Genomic DNA, 26405 nt, shown 5'->3' on the forward strand with positions numbered 1-26405 from the left:
TCGCGTGGCCGGAAACGACAGCACGCCGCCGCGGCCGCGCCCACCCCGCCGGTGAGCGCGACCGCGGCGGCGTGGGTCTCAGTGCCGGGCGCGGGCGGCCGGAACGCGCAGCGATTCGCGTACGCGCCGCCGCCAGGCCTCGTAGTGCGGCCCGTCCGAGTCGTCGAGCCCGCCCTCGGCGACCTCGTCGGCTATCGCCGCGGCCGCGGCGGCGTCCAGCCCCGCCAGGGCGTTCACCGCCGCCTCGGTGTGCTCGGGCACGTGCCCGGCGTAGGTGCGCGCCTTCGCCGCGAACACCGACCCCTGGCCCAGGTCGGCGCGGTGCGTGCCGGCCAGCTCACGCAGCCGGGCCAGATCCTCGGCTTCGCTGCCCCCGGCGAACGTCGCGGCCAGGCCGACGCCGCTCCACAGGTCGGCGTGGCGGTCCTCGGCGAACGCGGCGACGGCGTCGGTGACCGGGTCGACCTGCCCACCGTGAATGAACCACAGCGCCCGGCCGACGCCCTGGTCCCAGGCGCGCGGAAAGTAGGCGGCGTTGCCCTCCCAGGGGTAGGGCTTGGGCCGGGCCTGCCGGTTCACCCACTTCGCGGTGTCGAAGTAGGCCCGGTCGAAGCCCAGCCCGTCGACGGCGAGCCAGCTCATGGTCGGGTGGTAGGGCACGCCGGTCAGGTCGGGCAGCACGCCGCGCCACAGCGGCCGGGGCAGCCGCGCCATGGCGAAGCCGATGCCGATGTAGGTCAGGAAGACGTGCGGCTGGGCGGGGCCCTGCATCAGCTCCCGCGCGCGGGTGCCGCGCCCGCCCGCCATCGCGTCGCGGATCGTGTACGCCATCGTGGCGCCCTCGTAGGCGAAGCCGCGCATCTCGGGCTCGACCAGTGCCAGCCGCCGTTCCAGCTCCCACAGCGTGCGGGCGTCGATGCCCCACTCGAATCCGCAGATCACCGACTGCGGGATGGCCTCCAGCCGCCGGGTGGCCTCGGTCTCCCGGACCGGGAAGCCGCGCCGGGCGAACCCCACCTCGGCCAGGCTGGGCGTCATCATCAGGCTGCGCATCGCGCCTAGTGCCGTTGGCATCGTTCCTCCATGCCCGCGAGTCCACGGCCGCCGGACGGCGACCGCCACCATCGTCATCTGTCGATGGCGGAAGGAGCGTCTTCGGCATTGCGCTCTTGCCCGCGCGGGTCGGTGTAGCGCCACGACGCGCCGCCGTTGTCGCTGCGCGGCGGCGGCCGCCACACCAGCATGGCCACCAGCCCGATGATCAGCAGCACCGCCAGCCAGGTGAAGGTGAGGTTCACCGGGTCGGGCGGCGGCATGTGCTGGTGCTCGGCGGCCGGGGCGGCGGTGCCGCTCACCGCCGGGGCGGGCGTGGCGGAGTCCGAGGCGGCCTGCAGCGCGGGGAAGGCCAGCGCCACCAGCGCCACCACGAACGCCAGCACGGCCCACGCCCGCCGGCCGGACCTCTTCAGGCCCGGCCGGGGGCCGGTGTCGGAACCGGACATCAGACCGGGGACGGACTGTCGGCCCGCCGCGCGCAGGTGCACTCGGCCGCCTTCAGCTCGGCCGGGTTGGGCCGCAGGTGCAGGTACATCGCCACCACCATCGGGATGAACACGATGGTGTTGTAGAACAGGTGAAGCTCCACCCGGGGCACGACCAGCTGCGCGATGCTGGTCGGCACCGCCTGGCCGAAGAACGGCGTGCCCAGCTGCGCCTGCAGGAACAGCAGCAGGTGCTCGATGTGGTGCCAGAACTGGATGCCGAAGGCCACCATCCACCAGGTCTTCGACCGGCCGGTGAAGCCCTTGCGCAGCACGAACAGGCCGATGACCATGACCAGGGCGTACCCGTAGTGCAGCCACTCCGACTTGATCAGCCAGGGGAAGAACTGCCCCAGCACGCCCCGCGCCTGCGGCGCGGCCCGGCCCATCACGTAGATCTGGTAGGCCTGGGTCAGGTGCTCGGCCCAGTGCGCGAGCACGACGAACATGAAGGTGTTGAGCGCGATGCGGTGACCGGCTCCGTTGATCCCGGTGCTGATGCGGACCGGCGGGCTGCCCGCTAGGCCGTGGGTAGTCACGTTGTCCTCCCGAGGGGTGTACGAGGTCGGCCGATCCGGAGCACGTGCGATCCGGTCGGCCATCCACCAGCATGGCTGCTCAGGCAGCAAAGTCTTTCTTCGAGAATGCTCTGGCCAAGCTCTGGCGCCGTTCACATCACTGCGGTATTGAGCCCACCTGAGCGTTGTGCCAGCCGCCGACCGCCCGCGCCGCCCGGTACGCCGCCCAGGACGCCGCGCGCAGCAGTGTCGCGTCGTCGGGGAAGTACCGCCGGAACTCCCCGACCACGTCCTCGTCGACCTGGTAGGACGCCAGCGCGGTCAGCAGCGCCAGCCGGGCGGCGGCCTGGTCGGCGGCGGACAGGTCGGCGACCAGGCGCTCGCACCAGGCCCGGCTGAGCCCCGTCTCCTCGCCGCGCCAGCGTGCCAGCCGCACCTCGACCACCGCCCGCACCTGCGGGGACAGGGCACACTGCCCGGCGTCCTCGAACGCGGCGTAGGCCCGCGCGGTCGCGGCGGCCACGGTCGGGCTGGCGGCGGCCCAGGCGGCGTCGTCGGGCAGCGCGGCCGGGGGCAGCAGGTCCACCGCGCGGCCGGGCAGCCGCGGGTTGCGCAGCGTCGGGCGCAGCACCCGGCCCACGCCCCGCTTGAACCGCCGCCGAGCGGCCGGGCCCAGCCCCGGCGGCAGCAGGAAGCTGGACAGGAACACGTTGACCATGCGGGTCAGGTAGTGCAGGCCGACCACCGTCCCGACCAGCTCGGCCCGCTCGGCGGCGGCGAACGGCGCGGTGGTGGCCGCAGGGTCGTCGGGCAGCGCGGCGTGCCGGGCCCACAGCGCCAGCGCGCGCAGCCGGGGGTCGTCGACCTCGACGGCGCGGTCGGCCGCGAGCTGCTCGGCGTCGTGCTCACCGGCCAGGTCGTACATGCCGACGCTGTGCATCTCGACGCAGTAGGGGCAGATGTTGGCCACGGACACGGCGGTGGCGACCGCCTCCTTGGCCGCGCGGTCGACGTCGACGGTCGGCAGCAGCGGCTCGCGCATCAGCATCCAGTAGGCCGCCGCCAGCTCCGGCACCGCCGAGTGCAGTTGCACGGGCGGGACGACCAGGCCCATCTCGTCGAGCACCTGGCCGTAGACCTGTCCCAGCAGCCCGGACGCCGCCGCGACCGGGACCGGGGTGACGTACCTGACCTGGCGCTGGATGACCGATGAGGCGATTCGTCCGACGACCATGCCGACCTCCGTGTGGTGGGACCGCCGTGGCCGCGCCCGATGCGGCCCGGCCGGCGGGGTCCAGTATTCGGCGGCGTCCCGGCGGCGACCACGCCCCGGACGAGACTGCGCAATATCGAAGACATTCGAAGTGCCAAGGGCAACGCAGAAGGTGAACGGCCCTTTCACGGCTGGGCACGATGAGCCGCGAACCGGTTCTGCCGTGTTCGCGCCGGGCCGGGTGGGACGCGCCGCCATGCGTCCCGCCCGGCCGTCCGTCCACCCACGACCGCCGTCCCCGACGGCCGGTCGCGGTCTCCACACACAGGAGGCGACGCCGTGCAACCCGACCCACCCGAGCTGGACGCCACGAGCATCATGACGCTCGAGGCGTTCGCCGACACCATCATCCCCGGCGAGAAACGCTTTCCCGACGACGTGGCCGTCGCCGGCGCCAGTGCCGGCGGCGGAGCGGTCGCGGCGGGCGCGCTGGAACTGCTGAGCCATCCGGCCGGCGGGCTGGCCGAGTCCCTGGACGGCCTGAGCCAGATGCTCAACCTGCACGCCATGCTGTACGCCAACGAGCGCGGCCTCGCCCTCGACGAGGCGCTGCCCTCGTTCGTCGCGCTGCCGTTCGCCGCCCGCACCGAGCTGGTCGCCCAGCTCACCCATCCGGAGCACCCGGAGAAGCCGCTGTGGGTCGGCCTGGCCCTGTTCAGCAACATGGCCTTCGACAGCGCCGCGCACCTGCCGACCCTGGAGGCCCTGGCCGCCAAGCATCCCGGCCTGACCGCCATGGGCTACGCCCAGCCCGACCCCGACGGGGTGTGGCGCTTCCCGGACTCCAGCTACGGGCGCCCGCTGGCCCGCATCCATCCGAACACGACGTCCACGGGGAGCCCGGCATGAGCGCGGTGGAGAGCACCGACGTCCTGGTCATCGGCAGCGGCTTCGGCGGCGCGATCGCCGCGTACCACCTGGCCGCGGGCGGGGCGCGCGTCGTCGTGCTCGAACGCGGCCCCTGGCTGGAGGCCGACGAGTTCGACCACGACTTCAAACTCGGCGCGTCGTACACGCGGATCTTCGACTTCACCATCGGCGACGGCATGAGCGTGCTGTCGGGCAACTGCGTGGGCGGCGGCAGCGTCGTGTACTTCGCGACCATGCCGCGCGCCCCCCGGTTCGTCTTCGAGCGCCAGGGCAGCCTCGGCCGCCGCATGTGGCCAGCCGCGATCGACCGGGACAGCCTCGACCCCTGGTACGACCGGGTCAGCCAGGCGCTGCCGGTGACCCAGCAGAGCTGGGAGAAGATCCCGTACGGCGGCGGGCTGTGGGCGGCGGCGTGCGACCACGCGGGGCGTACGGCCAACCCGGCCCCGTCGGCGGTCGACGTGTCGCTGTGCACCAACTGCAACTGGATGGCAGCCGGGTGCAAGTTCGACGCCAAGCGCTCGCTGCTGCTGAACTACCTGCCCGGCGCGACGGCGCACGGGGCGCAGATCCGGCCGCTGCACGAGGTGCAGAAGCTGACCCGCAACGACGACGGCGGCTACCGGGTGCACTACCGGATCGTCGACGACGAGGACTACCGGGTGCTGCACGACGCGGGCGCGATCGACGCGAAGATCGTCATCCTGGCGGCGGGGACCGCGGCCACGCCGGTCATCCTGCAGCGTTCCGAGGACGACCTCGGGCCGATGCCGTACGCGGTCGGCCGCTACTTCTCCGGCAACGGCGAGCGGCTCAACAACGCCGTGTTCGACGACGACCGGGTCCGCGAGGTGCTGGGCCTGAGCCGGCCGGGCGGGGCCGCCTACGAGGCGTACCAGATCGGCCGCGGCCCGACCGTGGCCAGCTGGGACAAGCTCGACGGCAGCCTGCCGGAGTTCGAGCGCTACTCGCTGGAGCAGCTGTACTTCCCGCCCGGCCTGGGCACCATCCTGGCCCAGGCCCCCGGCGTCGACGGCCCGGCCTGGTACGGGGTGCCCAAGAAGGAACTGCTCCAGCAGTGGAAGTCGTGGCTGACCATCTTCACGATGTCGGAGGACGACAACGAGGGGGTGTTCGGCCCGCCGCCGCCGACCGGCAACGCCAACCGGTTCTCCCAGCAGATGCTGGGCCACAACAGCCTGCAGTACCGGCCGACCGCCAACACCCTGCGCGGCTGGGCGCTGTCCGACGCCGACGTCAAGGACATCCTCGAACGCGACGGGCTGGCCAAGGTCGCGCCGTGGACCAACGACCTGGTGGGGGCGTACACCGTGCACCCGCTGGCATCGTGCCGGATCGGCGACGACCCGCGGACCTCGGCCCTGGACGACGGGCACGAGTTGCGCGGCCACCCGGGCATCTTCGTCACCGACGGCTCGGCCGTGCCCGGCGCGCTGACCGTCAACCCGGCGCTGACCATCTCGGCCCTGGCCGAACGCGCCATGCCCGGCATCGTCGAGGCCGCACGGCGGCGCGGCGTGCCGGTGCAGTACACGGGCAGCCTGCCCAGCGATGTCACCCCGGCCCGCGCGCCGGCACTCCCCCGCGCCTGATCCGGCACGGCCGCACCGGCCCCACCCCGGGGCCGGTGCGGCCATGCCCGGACGGCGCCACGTTCGAGGAGGCAACAGCCATGGGCGTACTGCTCGCCCGGGTCACCCGCGGCGGGACCATGCGACAGGTCCTGCACGTCACCCCGGTGCACCCGGCCGCCGCGACCGGACTCGTCACCCAGGTCTACCAGCAGATGGAACGCGACTTCGGCATGCTCGCCCCGCCGATCGCGCTGCACTCCCCCGCCCCGGACAGCCTGGCCGCGGCCTGGTCGATCCTGCGGGAGAGCCTGCTGACCACCGGCCACACCGGACGGCGCACCCGCGAGGTCGTCGCCGCCGCCGTGTCGGCCGCCAACACCTGCCCGTACTGCGTGGCCGTGCACGGCTCGACCCTGGTCGGGCTCGGCGGACGCGAACTGGCCGCCGTCGGCCGGGGACGCCCCGACGAGATCGCCGACGCGGACATGCGCGCGCTGGCCCGCTGGGCGGGCGGCGACCCGGCCGTCCCGGCCCCGTTCCCCGACGCGCACACCGCCGAGCTGGTCGGCGTCGCGGTCACCTTCCACTACCTCAACCGCATGGTCAACGTGTTCCTGCCACCGTCGCCGCTGCCACCGGCGGTGCCCGCGCGCGCCCGTGGCGCCGTCGAGAACGTCACCGGGCGCATCATGGCCGCGCTGGCCCGGCGTACGGCCGCACCGGGCCTGTCCGCACCGCTGCTGCCCGCCGCGCCGCTGCCCGCCGACCTGCACTGGGCCAGCGGCCAGCCCGCCATCGCCGCCGCCTTCGCCAGGGCCGCGCACGCCGTCGACCGCGCCGCCGACACCGTGCTGCCCGGCCCGGTCCGCGAACTGGCCGAACAGCTCGCCGCGACACCCGGCGCCGGTCCGACCGGGCTGTCGGCCGCGCCGTGGCTCGACGCGGCCGTCGCGCCGCTGCCCGCCACCCAGCGCCCCACCGGGCGGCTGCTCCTGCTCACCATGTTCGCCTCGTACCGGGTGACCGCGCCGCTGGTCGCCCAGGTGCGCCAGACCACCGGCCTCGACGACGCCGGGCTGGTCCGGATCACGTCGTGGGCGAGCCTGCTGGCCGCCCGCGCCGCCGGGGACCGGCTGTCGGCCGCCCGGCCGAGCCCGGACGGTGTGGCGTGAACCCCGCGCCACACCCCCGGCGGTGGGCCGCGCTGGCGGTGCTCTGCCTGGGCAACTACCTGATCCTGCTCGACACCAGCGTCGTCAACACCGCCGCGCCGGTGCTCATGCGCACCCTGGACGCGAGCATCGGGCAGGTGCTGTGGGTGTTCAACGGCTACCTGCTCGCGCTGGCCTCGCTGCTGATCGTGTTCAGCCGCCTGGGCGACCTGCTCGGGCCGCGCCGGGTGTTCGTCGGCGGCCTGGCCCTGTTCGGGGTGGCGTCGCTGCTGTGCGGGCTGTCCCAGACCGCGGGCCAGCTCATCGCGGCACGGGTGCTGCAGGGCGTGGGCGCGGCAGCGCTGCTGCCCCAGGCGCTGGTGCTGATCACCGCGATCTTCCCGGCCGCCCAGCGCGGTGCCGCGTTCGGCGTGTTCACCGGCGTCGCCGGGGTGGCCGCGGTCAGCGGGCCGACGCTGGGCGGCGTCGTGGTCACCCACGCCACCTGGCCCTGGATCTTCCTGGCCAACGTGCCGCTGGCCGTGGGCGGCATCGTCGCCGCCCGGCGGCTGGTGCCCGACCTGCGCGGGACGCCGCCGCGCGGATACGACGGCATCGGGGTGCTGTTGGCGACGCTGGGGCTGCTCGCCGTCGTGTACGGCCTGATCGAGGGCGAGCGGCACCGCTGGGCGGCCGTCGCCGGGCCGGTCACCATCCCGATGGTGCTGGGCGCGGGCGTGGCCCTGCTGGTGGGGTTCGCCCTGTGGGAACGGCGGCAGGCCGCACCGGTGCTGCCGCCCGCGCTGTGGCACGACCGGGGCTTCGCGGCGGCGACGGCGATCACGTTCGTCACCTCGTTCGCCCTGCACGGCTTCCTGCTGGTCTTCGTCCTGCAGACGCAGCTCACCCACGGGATGAGCCCGCAGCTGTCCGGCGTGACCGCGCTGCCGTGGACGATCGCGCTCAGCGCCGTCGCCCCGGTCGCCGGGCGGCTCGCCGACCGGGCGGGCAGCCGCTGGCTGCTCATCGGCGGGCTGGCCGTGTTCGCCGCCGGGGTCGCCGGGACCGGGCTGCTGCCGGACCGGGGCTGGACGTCGCTGTCGTACGCGGGGGTCCTGATCGCGGTCGGGGTCGGGATGGGACTGGTCATCGCGCCGACGACGACGCTGGCCATGCGCACCGTGCCGCCGGAGCGGGCCGGAGCCGCGTCCGGCGCGCTGAACACCGCCCGCCAGGTCGGCGCGGCGATGGGCGTCGCGGCCATCGGCGCGGTGGTCCAGCACCGCCTGGCCCAGGTGGTCCAGGCCGAGGCCGTGCGGCGGGCCGGTGAGCTCGCCCCGGCCGAACGCGCACCGTTCACGGCCGAACTGGAACAGGCCTCGCAGGCCGGGTCGGCACTGGTGACCGCACGCTCCACGGGGACGCCCGCCGCCGGTGGCGGTCACGTCAGGGCGCTGATCCAGGACGTCTTCGCCGACGGCTTCCTCGCCGCGTCCCGGCCCGCACTGGTGGCGGTCGCGGCCCTGCTGGTGCTGGCGTGCGCCCTGGCGCTGCTGATCCGGCCGACCCCGCCGACCGCCGCGAAGGACGGCAAGCACGAAGAAGACCCCGCCCTCGCGGTATCACCATAATTCATCTTGAAACTCATCAATGCCACGGGCGTTCCGGAGCGGACCTGCCCGCCCCGCGGTGCCCCATGACGAAGGGACGACCGCATGCCGCAGCATGACGTGCTCGCCGACCTCACCGCCGACGGCGACGACATCGACCGCCTGGTCGCCAACCTGCCCGACGACCGGTGGACCCTGCCCACCCCCGCCGCGGGCTGGACCGTCGCCCACCAGATCGCCCACCTGACCGCCACCTTCCAGCTGGCCGCGCTGGCCGCGGGCAAACCGGAGGCGTTCGCGGCGCTGGCGGGGCGGCTCAGCCCCGACTTCAACGCCAACGTCGACGCGGCGATGGCACCCCACCTCGCCCTGCCCCCGCAGCAGCTGCTCGGCGCGTTCCGGCAGTCGCGGACCGCGGCGGAGCGGGCGCTGGCCGCCGTCCCCGACGGCCAGGTGGTCCCGTGGCTGGTCCGTCCCCTGCCGGGGCCGGTGCTGGCGGCCGCCGGGATGATGGAGCTGTTCGGCCACGGCCAGGACATCGCCGACGCGCTCGGCGTGACCCGCACCTACACCGACCGGCTCGGCCACCTGGTCTTCTTCGCCGTCCGGACCTGGGACTTCGGTTACCAGGCCCGGGGCGAGCAGACTCCCGACGTCACGTTCCGGTACGAGATCACCGCCCCGTCCGGCACCGTCTGGCAGTTCGGGCCCGCCGACGCCGACCAGGTGATCAGCGGCCCGGCGGTCGACTTCTGCCTGCTGGTGACGCGCCGGCGCAACCGCGCCGACCTCGCCCTCAAGGCCGTCGGCGAGGACGCCGAGCACTGGCTCGACATCGCGCAGGCCTACCGTGGACCGGCCGGTGAGGGCCGCCGCCCGGGCCAGTTCGACACAGCGTCCCGCTGAACCGCCGAAGAGCCGCCCCGGTGCCGTACGCGCACCGGGGCGGCTTACTGCCGGTACGTGCCGCACCAGCGGACGAGACACAGCCGGCACCGTCCGGGCGTGGCCCGTCGGTGCCGGCTGTGGTCGGCGGGAGAGGTCAGGAAGCCTTGACCGGCGTGTTCTGGTACGCGGTGATCAGCCACTCGCCGTCCTGCTTGGCGAGCAGCCAGCTGGCCCGGATGGCCCGCTCGGCCGACACCGCCTCCTCGCCGGGCACCAGCACGCCGCCCTGCGTCAGCACCAGCACCACGCTCTCGCCCAGCGGCTTGAGCGCCAGCGGCGTCCCGGTGACCCGGGTGCCCTGGTACGGGCCGGCGAACGCGGCCGCCATGAAGCCGCGGACCTCCTCGCGCCCGCGCAGGAAGATGTCGCCGGGCAGGATCAGGGTCCCGTCCTCGGTGAACGCGGCCGCGAAGGCGTCCGCGTCGTGCTTGGCCCACGCCTCGATGATGCGCTGGGGAACGCTGGTCACCGCGGCGAGATCGGCGTCGTCGATGACCGCGGTAGCTGCGTCGCTCATGTGTTCGTCCTTTCTGAACCGGATGGCGCTGCCGGTGGCAGCGGACCGGACACCGGGCTCCGGGCCAGTCACGTCCGATCCAGACTCACATCGGCCCACAGGCCCGCGCACCTTTGGTATTGCGGAGTCGATCGCACCCGCGGCCCCCGGCGCGAACGCCCACCGCGCGGCGGTGACGTGCGCCAGCGCACGCTGGAAGACGCGCCGGAGCGGGTCCGCCCGGCAGGATCGTGGGGTGGTGCTGATACGGAGGACACGATGCTGGTACTGGTGACGGGCGGCACGGGCTTCCTGGGCGCGCACACCGTCGCCGCGCTGGTCCGCGACGGCCACCGGGTGCGGGTGCTCGCCCGTGCCGAGGCCGCGGTCGAGCCCGCGCTCACGCCGCTCGGTGTGCCGGCCGCCGCCGTCGACGTGACGGTCGGCGACGTGACCGACCGGGCGGCGGTCTCCCGGGCGGTGCGCGGGGTCGACGCCGTGGTCCACGCGGCCGGGGTGTTCTCCTTCGACACCCGGCGGCACCCGGCCATGCGCCGCGCCAACCTCACCGGCACCGAGCTGGTGCTCGGCGCGGCCAGGCAGCACGGCACCGGCCGCACCGTGCACGTGTCCACGTTCGGCGCGCTGCTGCCCGCCGGGACGGGCGTGGTGAGCACGCAGGGGCCCACGGGCACGGCCCGCGAGCCGTACCTGGCGAGCAAGGCCGCCGCCGACCGGGTCGCCCGCGAGCACCAGTCGCAGGGCGCGCCGGTCGTGATCGTCTACCCGCCCGCCCTGCTCGGGCCGGACGACCCCAAGCTCGGCGACCAGAACGAGCGGCTGCGCAACATGCTGCGCGGGCTGATGCCGATGTGGCCCACCGGGGGCTTCCCGGCCGGCGACGTACGCGACACCGCCGCGCTGCACGCCGCCCTGCTGCGTACCCCGGACCCCGGTCCCGGCCGCCACTTCGGACCGGGCCGCCACGTCAGCACCCGCGAGTTCGTCCGCGCGGCCCGGCTGGCGACCGGCCGCGCCCTGCCGACGGCGTTCGTGCCCGCCCGCGCGATGCTGCCGTTCGCCTACCTGGCCGGGCTGGCCCAGCGGGCCTGGCCCTGGCACATTCCCGCCGAGTACGGCGCCTGTTACGTGTGCGCGTGCGACGCCCGCCCCGACGACCAGCGCCCGCCGCTGGGCGTGGCGGCGCGCCCGTTCGCGACGACGCTCGCCGACACCGTGCGGTGGCTGCACCGGCGCGGACTGCTGACGGCCCGCCAGGCGGGAACGGCGTCCGCTGACCGGTGAGCCCCGCCCGGCGGGCGCGGCTGGTCGCGACGGTCAGGCGCGGCCGGTCACGGGGGTCGGCAGGGGCGGCGGCGGGAGTCTCAGCTCCGGCACCGGGCTGCCGTCCGGCATGAGCGGCACGGGGATGGGCGGGTACGCGTAGCGGGTCGGCGGCTGCCCCGGCACCAGGGCCCAGGCGTCGCCGGTGCCGCCCTCGTCGATGACGTGACCCAGGGCGGCGGCGATGTCGTCGGGGGTGAGGATCGGGAAACCCTGCTCGACCAGCAGCGGGCGCAACGCGTCGAGCATCGGGGTGTCCACGAAGCCGGGGCACAGCGCGTTGATCGTGATGGCGCGGGGCTTGAGCGGGTTGGCCAGCGCCCGGACGAAGCCGAGCACGGCGGCCTTGGTCAGCGTGTAGAGCGGGTTGGCCCGGCTCGGGTCGAGCACGGCCAGCGTCGACGTGACGACGATGTGGCCGCCGCGCACGCTCAGGGCCGGCAGCGCGGCGTCGATGCCGAAGACGACACCGTCGATGTTGACGTTGGTGGCACGCCGGTAGCGCGCGAGGTCCAACGGTTCGGTGGCCCGCTGCCCGCTGGGGACGCCCGCGTGCAGGCACACGACGTCGAGGCGGCCGTGCCGGGCCAGGATGGTGTCGACGAGTTCGCGGTTGGCCTGCTGGTCACTGACGTCGAGGGCGTGGGCGGTGCCGCCGACGGCGTCGGCGACGGTGGCGGCGGCACCGGCGTCGAGGTCCGCGACGACCGGATGGTATCCGCGGGCGGCGAGGTGTCGTGCGAAGGCGGCGCCGATCGCGCCCCCGCCTCCGGTGACGAGGGCGACGGGTTGATCGATCATCTACGCATGATAGGACGTCGATCTCCGGCGCGCGGGCCCGAGGCGGCCCGCGCCCGCCTCGCCCCGATACGGGGGGATCGGCCCCGCCTGGCGGCGCTCCGGCGGGCGACACGCTACGCACCGTAGATTGACGCATCGAGAACTGTGATGAAGGGTCGTGGGCATGCCCGACAAGGAGTGTCCATGACAGACAGTGCATCGGCGGAGGTCCGCCACCGGTACGTGATCGTCGGCGGGGGACCCGCCGGGCTGCAGCTGAGCTACTACCTCCAGCAGGCCGGGGCCGACTATCTCACCCTGGAACGGGCGCCGGAGCCCGCCGAGTTCTTCCGCCGCTTCCCCCGGCACCGCAAGCTCATCTCCCTCAACAAGGTCCACTCGGTCAGCGACGACCCGGAGATCCGGCTGCGCTGGGACTGGAACTCGCTGCTGCAGGAGCCCGCTGAGCTGCCGTTCGCCGACTACAGCCGGGAGTACTTCCCGCACGCCGACGACCTGGTCCGCTACCTCGCCGACTTCAGCCGCCACCACAAGCTCAACGTCCGCTACGACACCGGCGTCCAGCGGATCGACCGGCTCGCCGACGGCTTCGCGGTGCACACCGCCGACGGGACGATCGAGGCCGACTGCCTGGTCGTGGCGACCGGCTGGGGCCGTCCCAACGTGCCCGACGTGCCCGGCATCGAACACGCCGTGGGCTACGAGGCGATGAGCACCGACCCGGCCGACTACGCCGACCACCGGGTGCTGATCCTCGGCAAGGGCAACTCCGCGTTCGAGACCGCGTCGGCGCTGCTCAGCCACGCCGCGATGATCCACCTGGCCAGCCCGCGGCCGCTGCGGCTGGCCTGGAACACCAAGCACCCCGGCGACGTACGCGGCCACCACGGCGCGGTGCTGGACAGCTACCAGTTCAAGACGCTGCACTCGGTGCTCGACTGCGTCATCGACGAGATCCGCCCGGTCGGCGACCGGTTCGAGGTGCGCCTGACCTACAGCCACGCCGACGGCGAGACCGCCGTCATGGAGTACGAGTCGGTGCTGCGCTGCACCGGGTTCGCCATGGACACCTCGCTGTTCGGCGACGGCTGCCGCCCGCGGATGACCCCGAACGGGCGGATGCCGGTCACCCGCCCGGACTGGCAGTCGGCCGACGTCGACGGGCTGTACTTCGCCGGGACGCTCGCCCAGGACCGGGACTTCAAGAAGGCGTCCTCGGCGTTCATCGACGGCTTCCGGTACAACCTGCGCACCCTGACCCGGCTGCTGCGGGAACGGTACGAGGACGTGCCGCTGCCGTACGAGCAGCTCACCGCCGACGCCGAGGCGCTGGCGGGGGCGGTGCTCGACCGGGTCAACTGGAGCTCGGCGCTGTGGACGCAGTTCGAGTTCCTCGTCGACGCGCTGGTCGTCGACCCGGCGACCGGGCAGGTGCGGCACTACCACGACCTGCCCGAGGACTACGCGGTCGCCCGCTTCGGCGACGAGCCGCACCTGTACACGTTCGGGCTGCGCTGGGGCCGCGACGACTACGGCGACGTGTTCGCCATCGAGCGGCACCCGCAGCCCGACCGGGCCGCCGAGAGCGCCTTCATCCACCCGGTCGTGCGCCGCTACCGCGACGGCGTACTCGTGGAGGAACTGCACCTGCTGGAGGACCTGCTGGCCGAATGGCGGCGCGAGGACCGGCACGTACGGCCCCTGCAGGAGTTCTTCGCCCGCGACCTAGTGGCGGACCAGCACCTCGGGTAGCGGCTTGCGGGTCAGGGCGGGCACGGTGACCCCGTCGGCGGGCCGGCCGACGGGCATCACCACGCACGCCCTCTCCTCGGCCGGGCGCTCGCAGATCTCGTTGAGGAACCGCATCGGGACCGGGGTGTGCGTGAGCGTGGCCAGCCCGGCCAGGTGCAGCGCGGTGATGAGCACGCCGACGGCGATGCCGACCGACTCCTTGACGTAGTACGGCTTCGGGGTGTTCGGGCCCTGGTGGACCTCGAACACGACGATGACGACGGGGGCGGTCTCCAGGAACGGCTTGTGCCAGTCGGTGCCCATGTCGGCGACCGCCGCCAGCCACTCCTGCGGCGCGCGGCGGGCGTAGAACTCCCGCTCCTCGGCCTCGGCCGCGTGCCGCAGCGCCCGCTTGCGTTCCGGGTCGGTGAGCACCACGAAGCGCCACGGCTGCAGGTTGGCGCCGCTGGGCGCGGTCGCGGCGGCCCGGATGGCCTGCTCGACCACGTCCAGCGGCACGGGTTCGGACGAGAACTCGCGCACCGACCGGCGGGCGGCCATCCGGTCGGCGAAGTCATGAGCGGTGCGGCTCATCTGCGCGGGATCGAGGCGGTCCAGGTGGAACGGGACGGTGGCGACGGCGTTCACGGGGGCCTCCAGGGGGTGACATCTGTCGATCCAGCATCACCCACCGGCGGCCCGTCGCGCTTACGCCGGATTGCCCAGTTCGTACGGCCGCGCCGTCAGCTCCGCGACGTGGTCGACGACCGCAGCCGGTCCGCCCGCGCGCGCCGCCGCCCGCTGCCGCCTGGCTCCGGTCCCCTCCTCCAGCAGCCGGTCCAGCCCCGCCACCACGAACTCGTGCTCACCGTTGGCGCGCAGCTGCGGCTCGACCAGCGCCACCAGCGCACGGGCCAGTTCCGGCGCGGGCCGCAGCCGCCCGGTGACCGGGTCCAGGCCATCGCCGTCGAGGCCGTCGCGGGCGGCCCGCCAGTACGCGGCGCGCAGCAGCTCGCCCGGCACGTCAGGGGCGGGCCCGCCGCGCCCGGCGACCGCCGCCAGGTGCATCACCAGGGCCCGGACCAGCACCGCGTACAGCACGGCCGCGTCGGCGGTCAGCGCCGCGTCGGCGACTCGGACCTCCAGGGTCGGGTGGTTCGCCGAGGGCCGCACGTCCCAGAACACGGTGCCCCGGTCGACCAGCGCCCCGGCCTCCTGCAACGTGTCGACCACCTGGTCGTAGTGGGCGGCGGAGTCGAAGCACGGCGGCGGGCCCGCCACGGGCCAGCGCGGCCAGGTCATCGTGCGCCAGCTGGCATACCCGGTGTCGCGGTCGTCCCAGTACGGCGAGTTGGCCGTCAGCGTCAGCAGGACCGGCAGGTGCGGCCGCAGGTGGTTGGACACGGCGACGGCGAGGTCACGGTCGGGCAGCTCGACGTGCACGTGCAGGGCGCAGATGGCCAGCTCGTCGTGCAGCCCGCGGAACGTCTCGATGCCGCGCGTCTGCCGGGGCCCGGTGGTCATCGGCGGCGGCACCGCCCCGGCGACGGGCGACGAGCCCACCGACAGCAGCCGCAGGCCGACGGCGTCGGCGGCCGCCGCGACGACCGCGCGGGCCTGCCCGATCTGCCCGGCCAGCTCCGCCATCGTCGTGCACGGATCCGTCCGCGTCTCCAGCTGCCACGTGGTGATCTCCCCGGACACCCGCGCGCCCAGCGTCGCCGACGCCTTCTCGACGACCTCGGCGGCACGGGGCACGGGGGCGCGGGTGGCGGCGTCGACGACGAGGAACTCCTCCTCGACGCCGAACCGGGGCGGGGCCTGGCTCGGCTGCTGGGTCGCGGACATGGCGGTCGTCGCCTCCGGGATGCGTCGGGGGCCGCACGGTACGGCCGCCCGGAGAATACCGGCCGCCCCCTCCCAACCAGGTCAGCAAAGGTGCCGACACGCCGATGTGGACGGTTCAGCCCAGCGCGGCCCCGGCCGCCGCCTGGCGGGCCCGGCCGCGCGGCTGCTCCAGCACTCCGGTGATCAGCCCCGCCAGCAGTGCCGCCCGCGCCGGCATCTGCGACACGTCGACCCACTCGCTGCGCGCGTGCGAGCCGCCGCCGACGCCGCCCAGGCCGTCGAGGGTCGCCACGCCCAGCGAGCCGGTGAAGTTGGCGTCCGACGCGCCCGGGGCGTGCGCGCCGCGCACCTCCGCCAGCCCGAGCCTGCGTCCGGCCTGCCGGGCCAGCTCCAGCAGCGGCAAGGCGACGTGCTCGGGCAGCGGGTAGCGGTTGACGCCGCCGCCGACCACCAGCTCCGCCCCCGGCAGCAGCGGCGACATGGCCCGCACCAGCCGGTCCACCCGCTCCAGCTCGTCACGGGTCCAAGCGCGCACGTCCACGCAGAAAACGGCCGACTCCGGCACCTGGTTGGTCATCGTGCCCGCGCTGAGCAGCGTAGGGGTGACGCTGGTGCCGCCCGCCGCGAACGAGCGCACCGCCAGCACCTGGTGGGCCAGCTCCACGGCCGCGTTGACGCCCCGGTGCGGCTCCACTCCGGCGTGCGCGGCCCGGCCCCGCACCGTGATCCGGTACATCGAGCCGCCCTTGCGGGCCACCTTCAGCGCCCCGTCCTCGGTGCTCGGCTCGCCGACCAGCACCGCCCGCGAGCGGCGGGCCTGCTGCTCGATCAGCGGCCGGGAGGTGACCGAGCCGGTCTCCTCGTCGCTGGTCAGCAGCAGGCCGACCCGCGAGGTGTCGGGCAGCTGCGACAGGGCGGCGAACATCTGCACGATGCCGGACTTCATGTCGCACACCCCCGGCCCGGTGGCGATGGTGCCGCGTACCGTGAACGGCCACTGCTCGACGGTACCGGCGGGCCATACCGTGTCGTAGTGGCCCAGCAGCAGCACCCGCTGGTCCTCGGCGGCCCACAGCAGGTGCGGCAGCCCGTCGCGGACCACGCGGCGCGGTGGGCGGCCCAGCACCGCCGTGCCCCACGCCGCCAGCAGGTCCGCGCAGGCGTTCAGCTGCGGCAGCGCGCCCGGGGGCGATTCGGTCTCCACCAGCTCGCGCAGCTGCGCCGACATCGCCGCGACCCGCCGCTGCGCCTGACTACCCATATGCTCCACATCGGACATGATGTGAGCGTGGCAGCGTGGTCCCGCCGCTGCCAGCAGCTAAATTGCGCAACCCGCCGGACGGGAGGTCCGGGCAGGCCGACCACCCGGACGGGGCTGACCGGCCGCAAGAGCGCAACATCGAAGAAGCCGCCCATCGATCGAGCCGGGAGAATGCCGAAGGAGTGCGCGGCAGTCGCGCACCGGTCCGTGAGGAGTCGCCGATGGCGCACATCGACCTGGGTCTGGACGAGCGACAATTTCCCGGCATCAACGGGCCGATGCGGTTCCGGCCGGAGACCGCGGGCCCGCTCAACGCCCTGGCCGAAGCCCTGCTGCACGCCCCGCACCCGACGCTGAGCGCGGGCGAGCGGGAGCTGATCGCGGCGTACGTGTCCGGGCTCAACGAGTGCGTGTTCTGCTGCTCGTCGCACTCGGCCTTCGCGGCCGCGCAGCTCGACGGCGGCATGACCCTGGTCCAGCAGGTCCGGGCCGACCTCGACGGCGCGGACGTCAGCGCGAAGCTGCGGGCCCTGCTGCGGATCGCGGCCGCCGTGCAGCAGGACGGCCGCAAGGTGACCGCGGCGCTGGTCGACGCGGCCCGCGCCGAGGGCGCCACCGACCTGGAGGTGCACGACACGGTGCTCATCGCGGCCGCGTTCTGCATGTTCAACCGCTACGTCGACGGCCTGGGCACGCTGCCCGCCGCCGACCCCGCCGACTACGAGCAGGCCGCCCAGCGCGTCAAGGTGCACGGCTACGGGCAGGCGGCCTGACCGCTCGCGCCGCCCGGCCCGCGAGCCGGGCGGCGCACGGTCCCGCCTAGAGCTGGATCGAGAAGTACGCCACGATGCCGTTGTGGTCGGAGTTCGTGCCGCCGACGATGTCGTAGCCGGTCATCCACATGAGCTGGTAGTCCGGCAGCCGCTTCCAGAAGTAGATGTAGTCGATGTGCCGGTTGCCGTGCGTGCCGGTGCCCTTCTCGCCGTACAGGTTGAAGCTCGACCGCAGGTTCGGCAACTCGTTGGCCTCGAACACCTTCCACGGGAACTTGCCGTACCCGTACGCCCGGTCGGCGCTGAAGTCGACGTTCAGGTCGCCGCTGACGATGACCTGACCCTCGTCCTTCTTCTGCGTGGCGAGGTTCTTCAGCTCCTGGAACTGCTTCTCCGCGCACGCGGTGCGCGGCAGGTCCTCGGGCCGCCCGTTGTTGTCGATGCCCGCCACGGCGTGCGCGTTGATGTGGATGACACTGCGACCGCTGGCCTTGTGCCGGTACTTGACCCAGTTGTTGTACCGGGCGGGCGGCACCTCGCCCTGGCCGTTGGTGTCGCAGATGAAGATCGAGCCCTTGTCGAGCACGTCGAACATGGACTTCTTCGCGATCAGCGCCTCGCCCGCCTGGTTGACGCTGCCGGGCGAGTACAGCCACCAGCCGTTGTCGGCGGCCCAGCCCTGCAGGAACTCCTTGCGGTTGCCGACCTCGTTGAGGCCGATCAGGTCGGCCTTGCCCGCGATCAGGTTCAGGTCCTGGGTGAACTGCGCCTGGGTCAGCCCGTTGTAGATGTTGAGCGAGCCCGCCTTGAAGGTCGCGTTCGCCGCGGCCGCGGGCAGCGCCGGGAGCACCCCGGCCACCAGCACGGCCGCACCGGCGAGCACGCTCGCGCCACGGACCAGCCACTTTCTCCTGTGCTGCATGGAAATCCCTTCCCTAGAGGGTGACCCGGAAGTCGGCGTTCGCGCCCGACCCGGTGATCACGAGACGGCCCACGCGGCTCTTGCGGCCGCCGCCGTCGCTGAGGTAGTTCCAGGTGACCCACGGCTTGCCGTCGCGGGCGCGGTACACGTCCATCGCGCCCGGCCCGCGCTTGTTGCCCGGCAGCCCGTACAGCCGCAGGCTGTCCGGCAGGTGGGTCTGCGGCCCGGAGTAGGAGAACCAGGCGCGGTTCGGCCCCGGCAGCTGGCTGCACAGCCCGTCGTCGATCTTCGCCCCGCAGTACGCGATGCCGGTCGCGTAGTAGTTCGTCGGCCAGCTGTTGCCGGAGTAGAACAGGTACCAGGACCCGTTGTGGAACAGCGCGCTCGGGTTCTCGATGACGGTCACGCCGCCGTCCTGCTGGTAGTGGGCCCATGCCAGGGCGTCGCTGCGCATGATGACGACCGGGTCGGAGTTGCGGTCGACGGTGCCGTCGGCGTTGAACTTCAGCATCATCACCGACAGCGCCGACTCCGGCCCCTCCGCGCGCTGGCCGTCGCGCCACGTCATCCAGATCGCGCCCTCGGGCCCGGTGGTGACGTCGGCGTCCAGCGCCCAGCGGTCGCCCTTGTCCGGGCAGACGATCGGCTGAGCCTCGGCCCGGAACCCGCCGAACGGGTTCACCGAGGAGGCCACGCCGATGCACCGGCGGTCGCCGTCGTTGCGGTGGATCGCCGTGTAGAACAGGTAGTACCGGCCGACGCCGTCCTTGACGTGGTAGAACGCGCCGGGCGTCCAGATGCCCGCGCCGTCGGCGACCCAGGCCCCGCCCCCGCCCGGCAGCGCGTCTCCGGCGACGACCGGCGAGGTGCCCACCACATCGCCCGACCCCGACACCGCGTACGGCACCTTGCGCCCACCGGCGCTGGCCCCGTACGTGACGTACTGGTCCGAGCCGTTGTGCAGGGCGATCGTGTCGGCCCCGGGGAACGGGAAGTCCTGCGCCTCGTCGGCGGGGGCCACGGCGGGGAGCACGGCCGCCGCCAGCAGCCGCGCCGCGTCGGCGGCGGGTGGCGCGACGACGACGACCACCGACGGCAGCACGGCGGCGAGCACCGCGGCGGCGGTCATGAGTGCCCACCCGTGGCGCGCCGGGGTGCGGTGTGCTGTGCTCATCGCAGGTCTCCGATCACCGGTCGGTCAGGTAGACGCCATCCATACATCTACAGATGGCGCTACCTTACGAACCACTTGTGAACGATCCCTACAGATTCACTACACCGACCGGCGGCCGGGGCAAGTCGGCGCAGCTCAGGCCGCGCTGCCGACCGGCTGGTCGAACTGGGTGCGATACAGCTCGGCGTAACGGCCGTCGCGGGCCAGCAGATCCGGGTGCGTGCCCCGTTCGACGACCCGCCCGGCCTCGATGACCAGGATCTGGTCGGCCTGGCGCACCGTCGACAGCCGGTGCGCGATGACCACCGACGTACGCCCGGCCAGGGCCTCGCCCAGCGCCTCCTGCACCGCCGCCTCCGAGGTGGAGTCCAGGTGCGCCGTCGCCTCGTCGAGCACCACCACGCGCGGCCGGGCCAGCAGCACCCGGGCGATGGTCAGCCGCTGCCGCTCGCCGCCGGACAGCCGGTAGCCGCGCTCGCCGACGACCGTGTCCAGGCCGTCGGGCAGCTCGGACACCAGGTCGGCCAGCCGGGCCCGGCGCAGCGCGTCCCACAGCTCCTCGTCGCTCGCCTCCGGACGGGCCAGCAGCAGGTTCGCGCGCACCGACTCGTGGAACAGGTGCCCGTCCTGGGTGACCATGCCCAGCGTCTGCCGGATCGTCTTGGCGTCCAGGTCGCGTACGTCGACCCCGGCCAGCCGGACCGTGCCGCCGTCGGCGTCGTACAGCCGGGGCAGCAGCTGCGCGATCGTGGACTTGCCCGCCCCGGACGAGCCGACCAGCGCCACCAGCTGGCCCGGCTCGGCGGTGAACGACACCTCGTGCAGCACCTGCGCCCCGCCGCGCGAGTCGAGCACCGCGACCTCCTCCAGCGAGGCCAGGGAGACCTTGTCCGCCGACGGGTAGCCGAAGTCGACGCCGTCGAACTGCACCGACACCGGGCCCTCCGGCAGCTGCTTCGGCTGCTCCGGCTCGGTGATCAGCGGCTTGAGGTCGAGGATCTCGAACACCCGCTCGAAGCTGACCAGGGCGCTCATCACCTCGACGCGGGCGCTGGCCAGCGACGTCAGCGGCGCGTACAGGCGGGCCAGCAGCAGGGCCAGCGTCACGACCGTGCCCTCGTCCAGCGTGCCGCGCAGCGCGAACACCCCGCCCAGGCCGTAGACCAGGGCCAGCGCGAGGGCGGATACCAGCATCAGGGCGGTCACGAAGACCCACTGCACCATCGCGGTACGCACCCCGATGTCGCGTACCCGCCGGGCCCGCGCGGCGAACTCGGCCGACTCGCGTTCGGGCTGGCCGAACAGCTTGATCAGGGTCGCGCCCGGCGCGGAGAAGCGCTCGGTCATGTTCGTGCTCATGGTCGCGTTGTGCTCGGCGGCCTCGCGCTCCAGTTTGGCCAGCTTGTTGCCCATCCGCCGGGCGGGCAGCACGAACACCGGCAGCAGCACCAGCGCCAGCAGCGTGATCTGCCAGGACAGCTGGATCATGACGACCAGCGTCAGCACCAGCATGACCAGGTTCGCCACCACCCCGGACAGGGTGTCGCTGAACGCCCGCTGCGCCCCGATCACGTCATTGTTCAGCCGGCTGACCAGCGCGCCGGTGCGGGTACGGGTGAAGAACGCGACCGGCATCCGCTGCACATGGTCGAACACCGCCGTACGCAGGTCCAGGATCAGGCCCTCGCCGATCGTCGCCGACAGCCAGCGGGTGGCCAGGCTCAGCCCCGCCTCGGCCAGCGCCAGCCCCGCGATGATCACCGCCAGCCAGATCACGGTCGACTGCGGCCCACCGTTGGTGATCGTGTCGATGACCCGGCCCGCCAGGATCGGGGTGGCCACCGCGAGCACCGCCCCGACCACGCTCAGCGCGAGGAAGGACAGCAGCTGCCGCCGGTGCGGCCGGGCGAAGCCGAGAATGCGCTTCAGCGTCGCCACCGAGAACGGACGGCGCTCGTCCTGGGCGTTCATGGCGTGGTAGAGAGAGTTCCACGCCGCCATTTCCATGCTCATCGAGCTGTGCCTTCCCGTATGGTCCGGTGCGGGCGGGCCGCGCCCGCCGCCGTCACCGTAGAACCTCAAGCGAGGTTGACGTCAACCCGACGTCTACCGCACGGGTGCGACACTCACGCCGCCCGGCGCTGCTCGGCGGTCACCTTTCGGGTGACGGCCACCCGGACCGGGAACGGGTACACCGGCGCGAGCGGGCCGTCGCCGTCGTCGCCGCGCAGCGACCAGGTTCCCCGGGGACGGGACGCGCGGTCGGCCGGGCCGTCCCCGCGCAGGCGGGGGTGGTTCAGGGCCAGCAGCAGGCCGTACCCGACCAGGACCAGGCCGTGGGACAGCACCCGGCTCGCCTCGACCCGGCCCGCGAGCGCGTCGTTGGCGGTGAGCAGGCTCAGCACGATCACGAACGCGGTCATCACGGGCAGCAGCGTGGCCGGGCGGGTACGCCGCCAGGCCAGCCAGGCCAGGGCCGCGCCGATGGCCACGTTCCACGCTGCCGACTCGTGCCACAGGTGCCCCGAGGACACCGAGCCGACAGTGCTGTGCGCGTGCCGTTCGGCGGCGGCCAGGCTGCTGATCTGGGCGACGCCGAGCAGGAACTGCCCCACACCGACGGCCAGCAGCGCCCGCCGCAGCCATACCGCGACGTCGAACCTGGCCCGCTGGACCGGCGGAACCGGCGCGGCAGCCAGCACCGCGGCCAGTGCCCGGTCGCTGAGCGGCGGGACCGGCAGCGCCGCCGCGGTACGGGCCAGCCGGGTCAGCGACTCCGCCCGCTGCCACCAGTCCGCGCACGCGGCACAGCCCGCCACGTGCGCGTCGGCCGCCTCGCGCTCGCCCGGCTCGTCAGCGCCGTCCAGGCGGGCCGACAGCAGTTCACGTGCCTGTGTGCACCCCATGCCCACTCCCATGAGACACATTGTCGCCCGTACCCCCGGATTGGTTCCCACCCGATCATGTGACCTGCGGCGCTGTCGCGCACCGGGGGGATCGCATCGACGGGCGGCGAACGATACGCTACCGGTCATGTCCTACGGCGGTGACGACGAGCGCATCACGGCGCTGGCCCTGGCGGCCCGCGGCGGCGACCGCGCCGCCACCGAGGCGTTCGTGGCGGCGACCCAGCGCGACGTGGTCCGGTTCGTGGCCCACCTCGCCGGGCACGCCGACGCCGACGACCTCGCGCAGGACACCTACCTGCGGGCGATGCGCGCCCTGCCCGCGTTCGAGGGCCGCTCCTCGGCCCGCACCTGGCTGCTGGCCATCGCCCGGCACACCGTCGTGGACCACCTGCGCACCCTCGCCCGCCGACCGCGCTCGGCGGACCTGGCCGACTGGGCCGCCGTGGCCGACACCGCCACCGCCGGTGCGGCCGGGCGCTTCGACGAGCAGATCCTGCTCACCCGCCTGATCGCCGGACTCGACCCCGACCGCCGCGAGGCCTTCGTCGCCACCCAGGTGCTCGGCCTGTCCTACGTCGAGGCCGCCGAGGTCATCGGCTGCCCCATCGGCACGATCCGCTCCCGCGTCGCCCGCGCCCGCGACGACCTCGCCACCGCCCTCGACGACAGCGCCACCGCGGCCCCCCGCCGCCACCTCCGCGCCGTCTGACCCGCCTCCTGGGGGTTGAGCGGCCCCATGATCGCCGTTTGGGGTCAGGATCTGCGGTTGGACCGCACATCCTGACCCCAAACGCTGATCTTCCCAACCGCCGTACGGCAGGTCAGGTCACCAGGTGACGCGGGCGTACCCGTCGGCGCCGGGGCGGCCGGTGACGCCCGCGGCGGAGGTGCCGCCCGACTTGCCGCCCTCTGCGGCGAGGCTGCGGGAGTAGGCCCCACGGCCGCCCACGCCGCCACGGCCGCCGTTGCCGCCCGCACCACCGGCCCCGCCGACGCCGTGCTCGACGCCGGAGGCGGCCGCACCACCAGCGCCACCCAGGCCGACCACGGTCGCCCCCGCGCCACCGGCCCCGCCGTTGCCGCTGGTCGCGCCGTCGACCCCGGATCCGCCGGCCGCGCCGTCGCCGCCGCCCTTGCCCGCGTTGCCCTCCGCACCGTCGACTCCGGTGCACAGCGCCGCCGACGGCACGGTCAGCGTGCCGCCCGCGCCGCCGTCACCGGGGGCGCTGCTGCCGATCCCGCCGGGCCGGGTCGTGCCCGGACGGCTCCCGGTGGCGTCCATGCCGCCGGGTCCGCCGTGGGAGAACTCGGGGCTGCCCTGGCCCCCGTTGCCGCCTCCGGCCTGGGTCAGCAGCAGCGGGGTGTCGTTGAGCAGCACGCTGACCTCGGTGATCGCGCCCGCCGCGCCGTCCGCGCCCGCCTTGGAGATCTGCCCGGGATTGCCGTTGCCGCCGGGTGAGCTAGGCGCGCCGCCGGTCGCCGCCGCCGCGCCGCGTCCACCGCTGCCGCCGCGGCCGACCACGATGGACAGCTTCGTCGCGGGGAAGTTCGCGGGCAGGACGCACGTGACGTACTGTCCCGCGCCGCCGGAGCCGCCGCCCGCGCCGCCGCCACCGGAACTGCCCCCGGCTCCGCCGCCACCGCCCCGGCCGAACAGCGACTTCCCGCCGCCGCCACCGCCGCCACCGGCTCCTCCGCCGGTGCCGCCGCCACCGCCGCCGCCCGCGCCCCACAGCTCCAGCGTCACCTCGACACCGGCGGGCACGTCGAACGTGTACGTCCCCGCGGTGTCGTAGACCTGCTCACCGGCTGCCGCGGCGCTCCATGACGGCACGCCGCCCGCGGCCGACGCCGCCAGCAGCGCGGTGGTCAACACGGCTACTCGATACACTTTTTTCACTACATGTCGCCTTTCCTAGGATCGACCAGATCCTACGAAGACGACCGCTCCCGGCGACCCACGCCACGCCCGTGACCTGCGAAAACAGTCAGCAGCGCCACGAACGCGAGGGCGGGGTCACCGCTGGACGACGACGATGTCCGGGTCGTCCGTGCCGACCGGGGTGAACCCGGCGGTTGCCAGCTCGGCGTCGAATCCGGACACCGTGGCGAGGTGGCCGTCGAAGACCTCGCTCTCCTGGCGTACCAGCGCGCCCTTGCGGCTGACCCGGTAGCTGAACCGCCAGCGGATCCGGTCCGCGCCGACCGGCGTGGTGGCCACCTCACCGCTGTACAGGTCGCCGCCGAGCTGCCACGACGGCAGGTCACGGCGGTCCGCGACGGCGCGGCTCGGCGGGCGCTGCACCACCAGGCGACCCCCGGGCACCAGCGCCTCCGCGAGCGCGCGGAGCGCCGCGGCCCGCTCCGCCAGGTCCAGCCCGGCCATGGTGTTCAGGCACCAGCCGAAGTCGGCGACACCGACCAGGCCAAGATCCTGAACATTGCGGGCGTGCACCCGGACCCGGGGCAGCACCCCGGTCTGCCCCGCGAGGCGGCTTAGCAGCACGGCCCGCATGCTCGCGGCGGGTTCCACGGCATGCACGGTCACCGTGCAGCGCCGGGCGAGCAGGTTCGTGGCGAGCCCGGTGCCCGCCCCCACGTCGAGCACACCCACCGCGGGCTGACCCAGCCAGCGGTCCAGCAGCCGTCCGGTCACCGCCAGGTGCTCGGTGGCCTGCAGCAGGTCGTAGAACTCGGCGGTGACCGCGTACGCCTGGGACATCAGCCGATCATGTCAAAGACAGGCCGCCACCAGGCACCGAACGGCACCGGCCACGGTCGGCCGGTGCCGTTCGGGCATGCTCGCGGCCTCAGGCTCCGATGCCGGTCTCCAGGAACTGGCGCAGCGCGATCTTCGGCCGGTTGCCGACCGCGCTGGCGACGACCTCGCCGCCCCGGAACACGATCAGCGTCGGCATCGACATCACCTTGTACGCCCGCGCCGTCTCCGGGTTCGCGTCGGCGTCGAGCTTGGCGAAGACCAGCCGGTCCCCGAACTCCTCGGACAGGTCGTTCAGCGAGCGCTCGAGCACCTTGCAGGGCGCGCACCAGTCGGCCCAGAAGTCGACCACCACGGGCCGCTCCGACTTCAGCACGACGTCGGCGAACGTGGCGTCGGTGACCTCGACTAGGGGGCCGGTCTTGTCAGGCATGTCTTCTCCCGGTGGGCGATGGCTTCGGTGAGCTGCTGGTGGAGCTGGTCGCGGACGGCGTTGAGCCGGTCGACGCAGGTGTCGACCTCGGCGAGCTTGCGCCGCAGCACGGCGACCGAGTCCGGGCACACGTCGCCGGTGGCGTGCCCGGCCCGCAGGCAGGCCACGAACGGGCGGATGTCGTCGAGGTCGAAGCCGACCGCGAGCAGCGACCGGATCTCGTCGACGACCCGCAGCTCGGCCTCGTCGAAGGCCCGGTAGCCGTTGTCGGCGCGCCGCGACCGCAGGAGCCCGTGCTGGTCGTAGTACCGCAGCGTGCGGGTGCTGGTGCCGGCGCGCCGCGCCAGTTCGCCGATGCGCATCCGCGTCTCCTCCCTGTCCCCGCCAACGCTAAACCTTGCCGCCGGTGTCAAGGCAAGCGTGGCCCCGGTCACCCCGCCGCATGACCTTGACAGGTGTCGATGTCGGTGCGGACACTGTGGAGCAAT

Annotated in this window: 26 protein-coding genes; 9 read left to right on the plus strand and 17 right to left on the minus strand. The window is 73.8% G+C overall.

Annotation, left to right across the window (positions count from 1 at the left end; genetic code table 11):
* Window positions 1-78: 78 nt before the first annotated feature.
* From HAV40_RS06205 to HAV40_RS06220, 4 genes are all read right to left on the minus strand, one after another.
* Window positions 79-1074 (minus strand): DUF1702 family protein, encoded by a 996-nt coding sequence (locus tag HAV40_RS06205; RefSeq protein WP_166379768.1) that lies wholly within the window; start codon window positions 1072-1074, stop codon window positions 79-81.
* Between the two features lie 53 nt (window positions 1075-1127).
* Entirely contained in the window at window positions 1128-1502 is a 375-nt protein-coding gene (locus HAV40_RS06210) for a hypothetical protein (RefSeq protein WP_166379769.1), read from the minus strand.
* Entirely contained in the window at window positions 1502-2080 is a 579-nt protein-coding gene (locus HAV40_RS06215; RefSeq protein ID WP_308441037.1) for a hypothetical protein, read from the minus strand. The genes HAV40_RS06210 and HAV40_RS06215 overlap by 1 nt, the downstream gene beginning before the upstream one ends.
* 136 nt (window positions 2081-2216) lie before the next feature.
* Window positions 2217-3293, minus strand: a complete 1077-nt coding sequence (locus HAV40_RS06220) for a carboxymuconolactone decarboxylase family protein (RefSeq protein WP_166379770.1) — start codon at window positions 3291-3293, stop codon at window positions 2217-2219.
* Between the two features lie 357 nt (window positions 3294-3650).
* On the opposite strand from HAV40_RS06220, the gene HAV40_RS06225 reads away from it, so the two are divergent.
* From HAV40_RS06225 to HAV40_RS06245, 5 genes are all read left to right on the plus strand, one after another.
* Entirely contained in the window at window positions 3651-4181 is a 531-nt protein-coding gene (locus tag HAV40_RS06225) for a DUF5987 family protein (RefSeq protein WP_166380110.1), read from the plus strand.
* The gene (locus HAV40_RS06230; RefSeq protein ID WP_166379771.1) at window positions 4178-5815 is read left to right on the plus strand and encodes an FAD-dependent oxidoreductase; all 1638 of its coding nucleotides are present in this window, start codon (window positions 4178-4180) and stop codon (window positions 5813-5815) included. Before HAV40_RS06225 ends, HAV40_RS06230 begins: the two co-directional genes overlap by 4 nt.
* Before the next feature lie 80 nt (window positions 5816-5895).
* Window positions 5896-6969, plus strand: a complete 1074-nt coding sequence (locus HAV40_RS06235; protein WP_166379772.1) for a carboxymuconolactone decarboxylase family protein — start codon at window positions 5896-5898, stop codon at window positions 6967-6969.
* Window positions 6966-8579, plus strand: coding sequence for an MFS transporter (locus tag HAV40_RS06240; protein WP_166379773.1), 1614 nt, complete (start codon window positions 6966-6968; stop codon window positions 8577-8579). Before HAV40_RS06235 ends, HAV40_RS06240 begins: the two co-directional genes overlap by 4 nt.
* A gap of 84 nt (window positions 8580-8663) precedes the next feature.
* The gene (locus tag HAV40_RS06245) at window positions 8664-9464 is read left to right on the plus strand and encodes a TIGR03084 family metal-binding protein (RefSeq protein WP_166379774.1); all 801 of its coding nucleotides are present in this window, start codon (window positions 8664-8666) and stop codon (window positions 9462-9464) included.
* A 136-nt stretch (window positions 9465-9600) separates the two neighbouring features.
* Here the strand turns inward: HAV40_RS06245 and HAV40_RS06250 are convergent, their stop codons facing one another.
* Window positions 9601-10023 (minus strand): SgcJ/EcaC family oxidoreductase, encoded by a 423-nt coding sequence (locus HAV40_RS06250; protein WP_166379775.1) that lies wholly within the window; start codon window positions 10021-10023, stop codon window positions 9601-9603.
* Between the two features lie 258 nt (window positions 10024-10281).
* On the opposite strand from HAV40_RS06250, the gene HAV40_RS06255 reads away from it, so the two are divergent.
* Window positions 10282-11307: an SDR family NAD(P)-dependent oxidoreductase gene (locus tag HAV40_RS06255; protein ID WP_166379776.1), complete on the plus strand. Its 1026-nt coding sequence runs from the start codon at window positions 10282-10284 to the stop codon at window positions 11305-11307.
* Between the two features lie 33 nt (window positions 11308-11340).
* On the opposite strand, the gene HAV40_RS06260 is transcribed toward HAV40_RS06255, so the two are convergent.
* Window positions 11341-12147 (minus strand): SDR family NAD(P)-dependent oxidoreductase, encoded by an 807-nt coding sequence (locus HAV40_RS06260; protein WP_166379777.1) that lies wholly within the window; start codon window positions 12145-12147, stop codon window positions 11341-11343.
* A gap of 183 nt (window positions 12148-12330) precedes the next feature.
* Here HAV40_RS06260 and HAV40_RS06265 point away from each other — a divergent pair, with 183 nt between their 5' ends.
* Complete coding sequence (locus HAV40_RS06265) at window positions 12331-13899, plus strand: NAD(P)-binding domain-containing protein (protein ID WP_166379778.1); 1569 nt, start codon at window positions 12331-12333, stop codon at window positions 13897-13899.
* On the opposite strand, the gene HAV40_RS06270 is transcribed toward HAV40_RS06265, so the two are convergent.
* From HAV40_RS06270 to HAV40_RS06280, 3 genes are all read right to left on the minus strand, one after another.
* Window positions 13873-14472 (minus strand): nitroreductase family protein, encoded by a 600-nt coding sequence (locus HAV40_RS06270; RefSeq protein WP_166380111.1) that lies wholly within the window; start codon window positions 14470-14472, stop codon window positions 13873-13875. The two genes, HAV40_RS06265 and HAV40_RS06270, sit on opposite strands and share 27 nt — an antisense overlap.
* A 114-nt stretch (window positions 14473-14586) precedes the next feature.
* A complete protein-coding gene (locus HAV40_RS06275; protein WP_166379779.1) occupies window positions 14587-15726 on the minus strand; it encodes a carboxylate-amine ligase in 1140 nt (379 codons plus the stop codon).
* A 115-nt stretch (window positions 15727-15841) separates the two neighbouring features.
* The gene (locus tag HAV40_RS06280; RefSeq protein ID WP_166379780.1) at window positions 15842-17005 is read right to left on the minus strand and encodes a M20/M25/M40 family metallo-hydrolase; all 1164 of its coding nucleotides are present in this window, start codon (window positions 17003-17005) and stop codon (window positions 15842-15844) included.
* A gap of 203 nt (window positions 17006-17208) precedes the next feature.
* Between HAV40_RS06280 and HAV40_RS06285 the strand changes: the two genes are divergently transcribed.
* Window positions 17209-17760 (plus strand): carboxymuconolactone decarboxylase family protein, encoded by a 552-nt coding sequence (locus tag HAV40_RS06285; protein WP_166379781.1) that lies wholly within the window; start codon window positions 17209-17211, stop codon window positions 17758-17760.
* Between the two features lie 46 nt (window positions 17761-17806).
* Here the strand turns inward: HAV40_RS06285 and HAV40_RS06290 are convergent, their stop codons facing one another.
* The 4 genes from HAV40_RS06290 to HAV40_RS06305 form a co-directional block, all read right to left on the minus strand.
* Complete coding sequence (locus tag HAV40_RS06290) at window positions 17807-18682, minus strand: endonuclease/exonuclease/phosphatase family protein (RefSeq protein WP_166379782.1); 876 nt, start codon at window positions 18680-18682, stop codon at window positions 17807-17809.
* 13 nt (window positions 18683-18695) lie between these two features.
* Window positions 18696-19856 carry a family 43 glycosylhydrolase gene (locus HAV40_RS06295; protein ID WP_166379783.1) on the minus strand — a complete coding sequence of 387 codons (1161 nt, stop codon included), beginning with the start codon at window positions 19854-19856 and terminating at the stop codon, window positions 18696-18698.
* A gap of 135 nt (window positions 19857-19991) precedes the next feature.
* Window positions 19992-21869, minus strand: a complete 1878-nt coding sequence (locus HAV40_RS06300) for an ABC transporter ATP-binding protein (protein ID WP_166379784.1) — start codon at window positions 21867-21869, stop codon at window positions 19992-19994.
* A 113-nt stretch (window positions 21870-21982) separates the two neighbouring features.
* Window positions 21983-22762: a zf-HC2 domain-containing protein gene (locus HAV40_RS06305; RefSeq protein ID WP_166379785.1), complete on the minus strand. Its 780-nt coding sequence runs from the start codon at window positions 22760-22762 to the stop codon at window positions 21983-21985.
* 127 nt (window positions 22763-22889) lie between these two features.
* Between HAV40_RS06305 and HAV40_RS06310 the strand changes: the two genes are divergently transcribed.
* A complete protein-coding gene (locus HAV40_RS06310) occupies window positions 22890-23474 on the plus strand; it encodes a sigma-70 family RNA polymerase sigma factor (RefSeq protein WP_166379786.1) in 585 nt (194 codons plus the stop codon).
* A 117-nt stretch (window positions 23475-23591) separates the two neighbouring features.
* Here the strand turns inward: HAV40_RS06310 and HAV40_RS06315 are convergent, their stop codons facing one another.
* The 4 genes from HAV40_RS06315 to HAV40_RS06330 form a co-directional block, all read right to left on the minus strand.
* A complete protein-coding gene (locus tag HAV40_RS06315; protein ID WP_166379787.1) occupies window positions 23592-24641 on the minus strand; it encodes a hypothetical protein in 1050 nt (349 codons plus the stop codon).
* A gap of 141 nt (window positions 24642-24782) precedes the next feature.
* Window positions 24783-25487: a class I SAM-dependent methyltransferase gene (locus HAV40_RS06320; RefSeq protein WP_166379788.1), complete on the minus strand. Its 705-nt coding sequence runs from the start codon at window positions 25485-25487 to the stop codon at window positions 24783-24785.
* A gap of 88 nt (window positions 25488-25575) precedes the next feature.
* On the minus strand, window positions 25576-25917 hold the full coding sequence (trxA, locus tag HAV40_RS06325; RefSeq protein ID WP_166379789.1) for a thioredoxin: 342 nt from the start codon (window positions 25915-25917) through the stop codon (window positions 25576-25578).
* A complete protein-coding gene (locus HAV40_RS06330; RefSeq protein WP_166379790.1) occupies window positions 25893-26279 on the minus strand; it encodes a MerR family transcriptional regulator in 387 nt (128 codons plus the stop codon). Before HAV40_RS06330 ends, trxA begins: the two co-directional genes overlap by 25 nt.
* Between the last annotated feature and the right edge of the window lie 126 nt (window positions 26280-26405).

Source organism: Catellatospora methionotrophica (assembly GCF_011297335.1).
Classification (GTDB): Bacteria; Actinomycetota; Actinomycetes; order Mycobacteriales; family Micromonosporaceae; genus Catellatospora; species Catellatospora methionotrophica.

Coding starts and splice junctions, on each gene's coding strand:
- HAV40_RS06205 (WP_166379768.1), bottom strand. CDS start 1,074: ATGCCAACGGCACTAGGCGCGATGCGCAGCCTGATGATGACGCCCAGC.
- HAV40_RS06210 (WP_166379769.1), bottom strand. CDS start 1,502: ATGTCCGGTTCCGACACCGGCCCCCGGCCGGGCCTGAAGAGGTCCGGC.
- HAV40_RS06220 (WP_166379770.1), bottom strand. CDS start 3,293: ATGGTCGTCGGACGAATCGCCTCATCGGTCATCCAGCGCCAGGTCAGG.
- HAV40_RS06225 (WP_166380110.1), top strand. CDS start 3,651: ATGACGCTCGAGGCGTTCGCCGACACCATCATCCCCGGCGAGAAACGC.
- HAV40_RS06230 (WP_166379771.1), top strand. CDS start 4,178: ATGAGCGCGGTGGAGAGCACCGACGTCCTGGTCATCGGCAGCGGCTTC.
- HAV40_RS06235 (WP_166379772.1), top strand. CDS start 5,896: ATGGGCGTACTGCTCGCCCGGGTCACCCGCGGCGGGACCATGCGACAG.
- HAV40_RS06245 (WP_166379774.1), top strand. CDS start 8,664: ATGCCGCAGCATGACGTGCTCGCCGACCTCACCGCCGACGGCGACGAC.
- HAV40_RS06250 (WP_166379775.1), bottom strand. CDS start 10,023: ATGAGCGACGCAGCTACCGCGGTCATCGACGACGCCGATCTCGCCGCG.
- HAV40_RS06255 (WP_166379776.1), top strand. CDS start 10,282: ATGCTGGTACTGGTGACGGGCGGCACGGGCTTCCTGGGCGCGCACACC.
- HAV40_RS06260 (WP_166379777.1), bottom strand. CDS start 12,147: ATGATCGATCAACCCGTCGCCCTCGTCACCGGAGGCGGGGGCGCGATC.
- HAV40_RS06265 (WP_166379778.1), top strand. CDS start 12,331: ATGACAGACAGTGCATCGGCGGAGGTCCGCCACCGGTACGTGATCGTC.
- HAV40_RS06270 (WP_166380111.1), bottom strand. CDS start 14,472: ATGAGCCGCACCGCTCATGACTTCGCCGACCGGATGGCCGCCCGCCGG.
- HAV40_RS06275 (WP_166379779.1), bottom strand. CDS start 15,726: ATGTCCGCGACCCAGCAGCCGAGCCAGGCCCCGCCCCGGTTCGGCGTC.
- HAV40_RS06280 (WP_166379780.1), bottom strand. CDS start 17,005: ATGTCCGATGTGGAGCATATGGGTAGTCAGGCGCAGCGGCGGGTCGCG.
- HAV40_RS06285 (WP_166379781.1), top strand. CDS start 17,209: ATGGCGCACATCGACCTGGGTCTGGACGAGCGACAATTTCCCGGCATC.
- HAV40_RS06290 (WP_166379782.1), bottom strand. CDS start 18,682: ATGCAGCACAGGAGAAAGTGGCTGGTCCGTGGCGCGAGCGTGCTCGCC.
- HAV40_RS06295 (WP_166379783.1), bottom strand. CDS start 19,856: ATGAGCACAGCACACCGCACCCCGGCGCGCCACGGGTGGGCACTCATG.
- HAV40_RS06300 (WP_166379784.1), bottom strand. CDS start 21,869: ATGAGCATGGAAATGGCGGCGTGGAACTCTCTCTACCACGCCATGAAC.
- HAV40_RS06305 (WP_166379785.1), bottom strand. CDS start 22,762: ATGGGGTGCACACAGGCACGTGAACTGCTGTCGGCCCGCCTGGACGGC.
- HAV40_RS06310 (WP_166379786.1), top strand. CDS start 22,890: ATGTCCTACGGCGGTGACGACGAGCGCATCACGGCGCTGGCCCTGGCG.
- HAV40_RS06320 (WP_166379788.1), bottom strand. CDS start 25,487: ATGTCCCAGGCGTACGCGGTCACCGCCGAGTTCTACGACCTGCTGCAG.
- trxA (WP_166379789.1), bottom strand. CDS start 25,917: ATGCCTGACAAGACCGGCCCCCTAGTCGAGGTCACCGACGCCACGTTC.
- HAV40_RS06330 (WP_166379790.1), bottom strand. CDS start 26,279: ATGCGCATCGGCGAACTGGCGCGGCGCGCCGGCACCAGCACCCGCACG.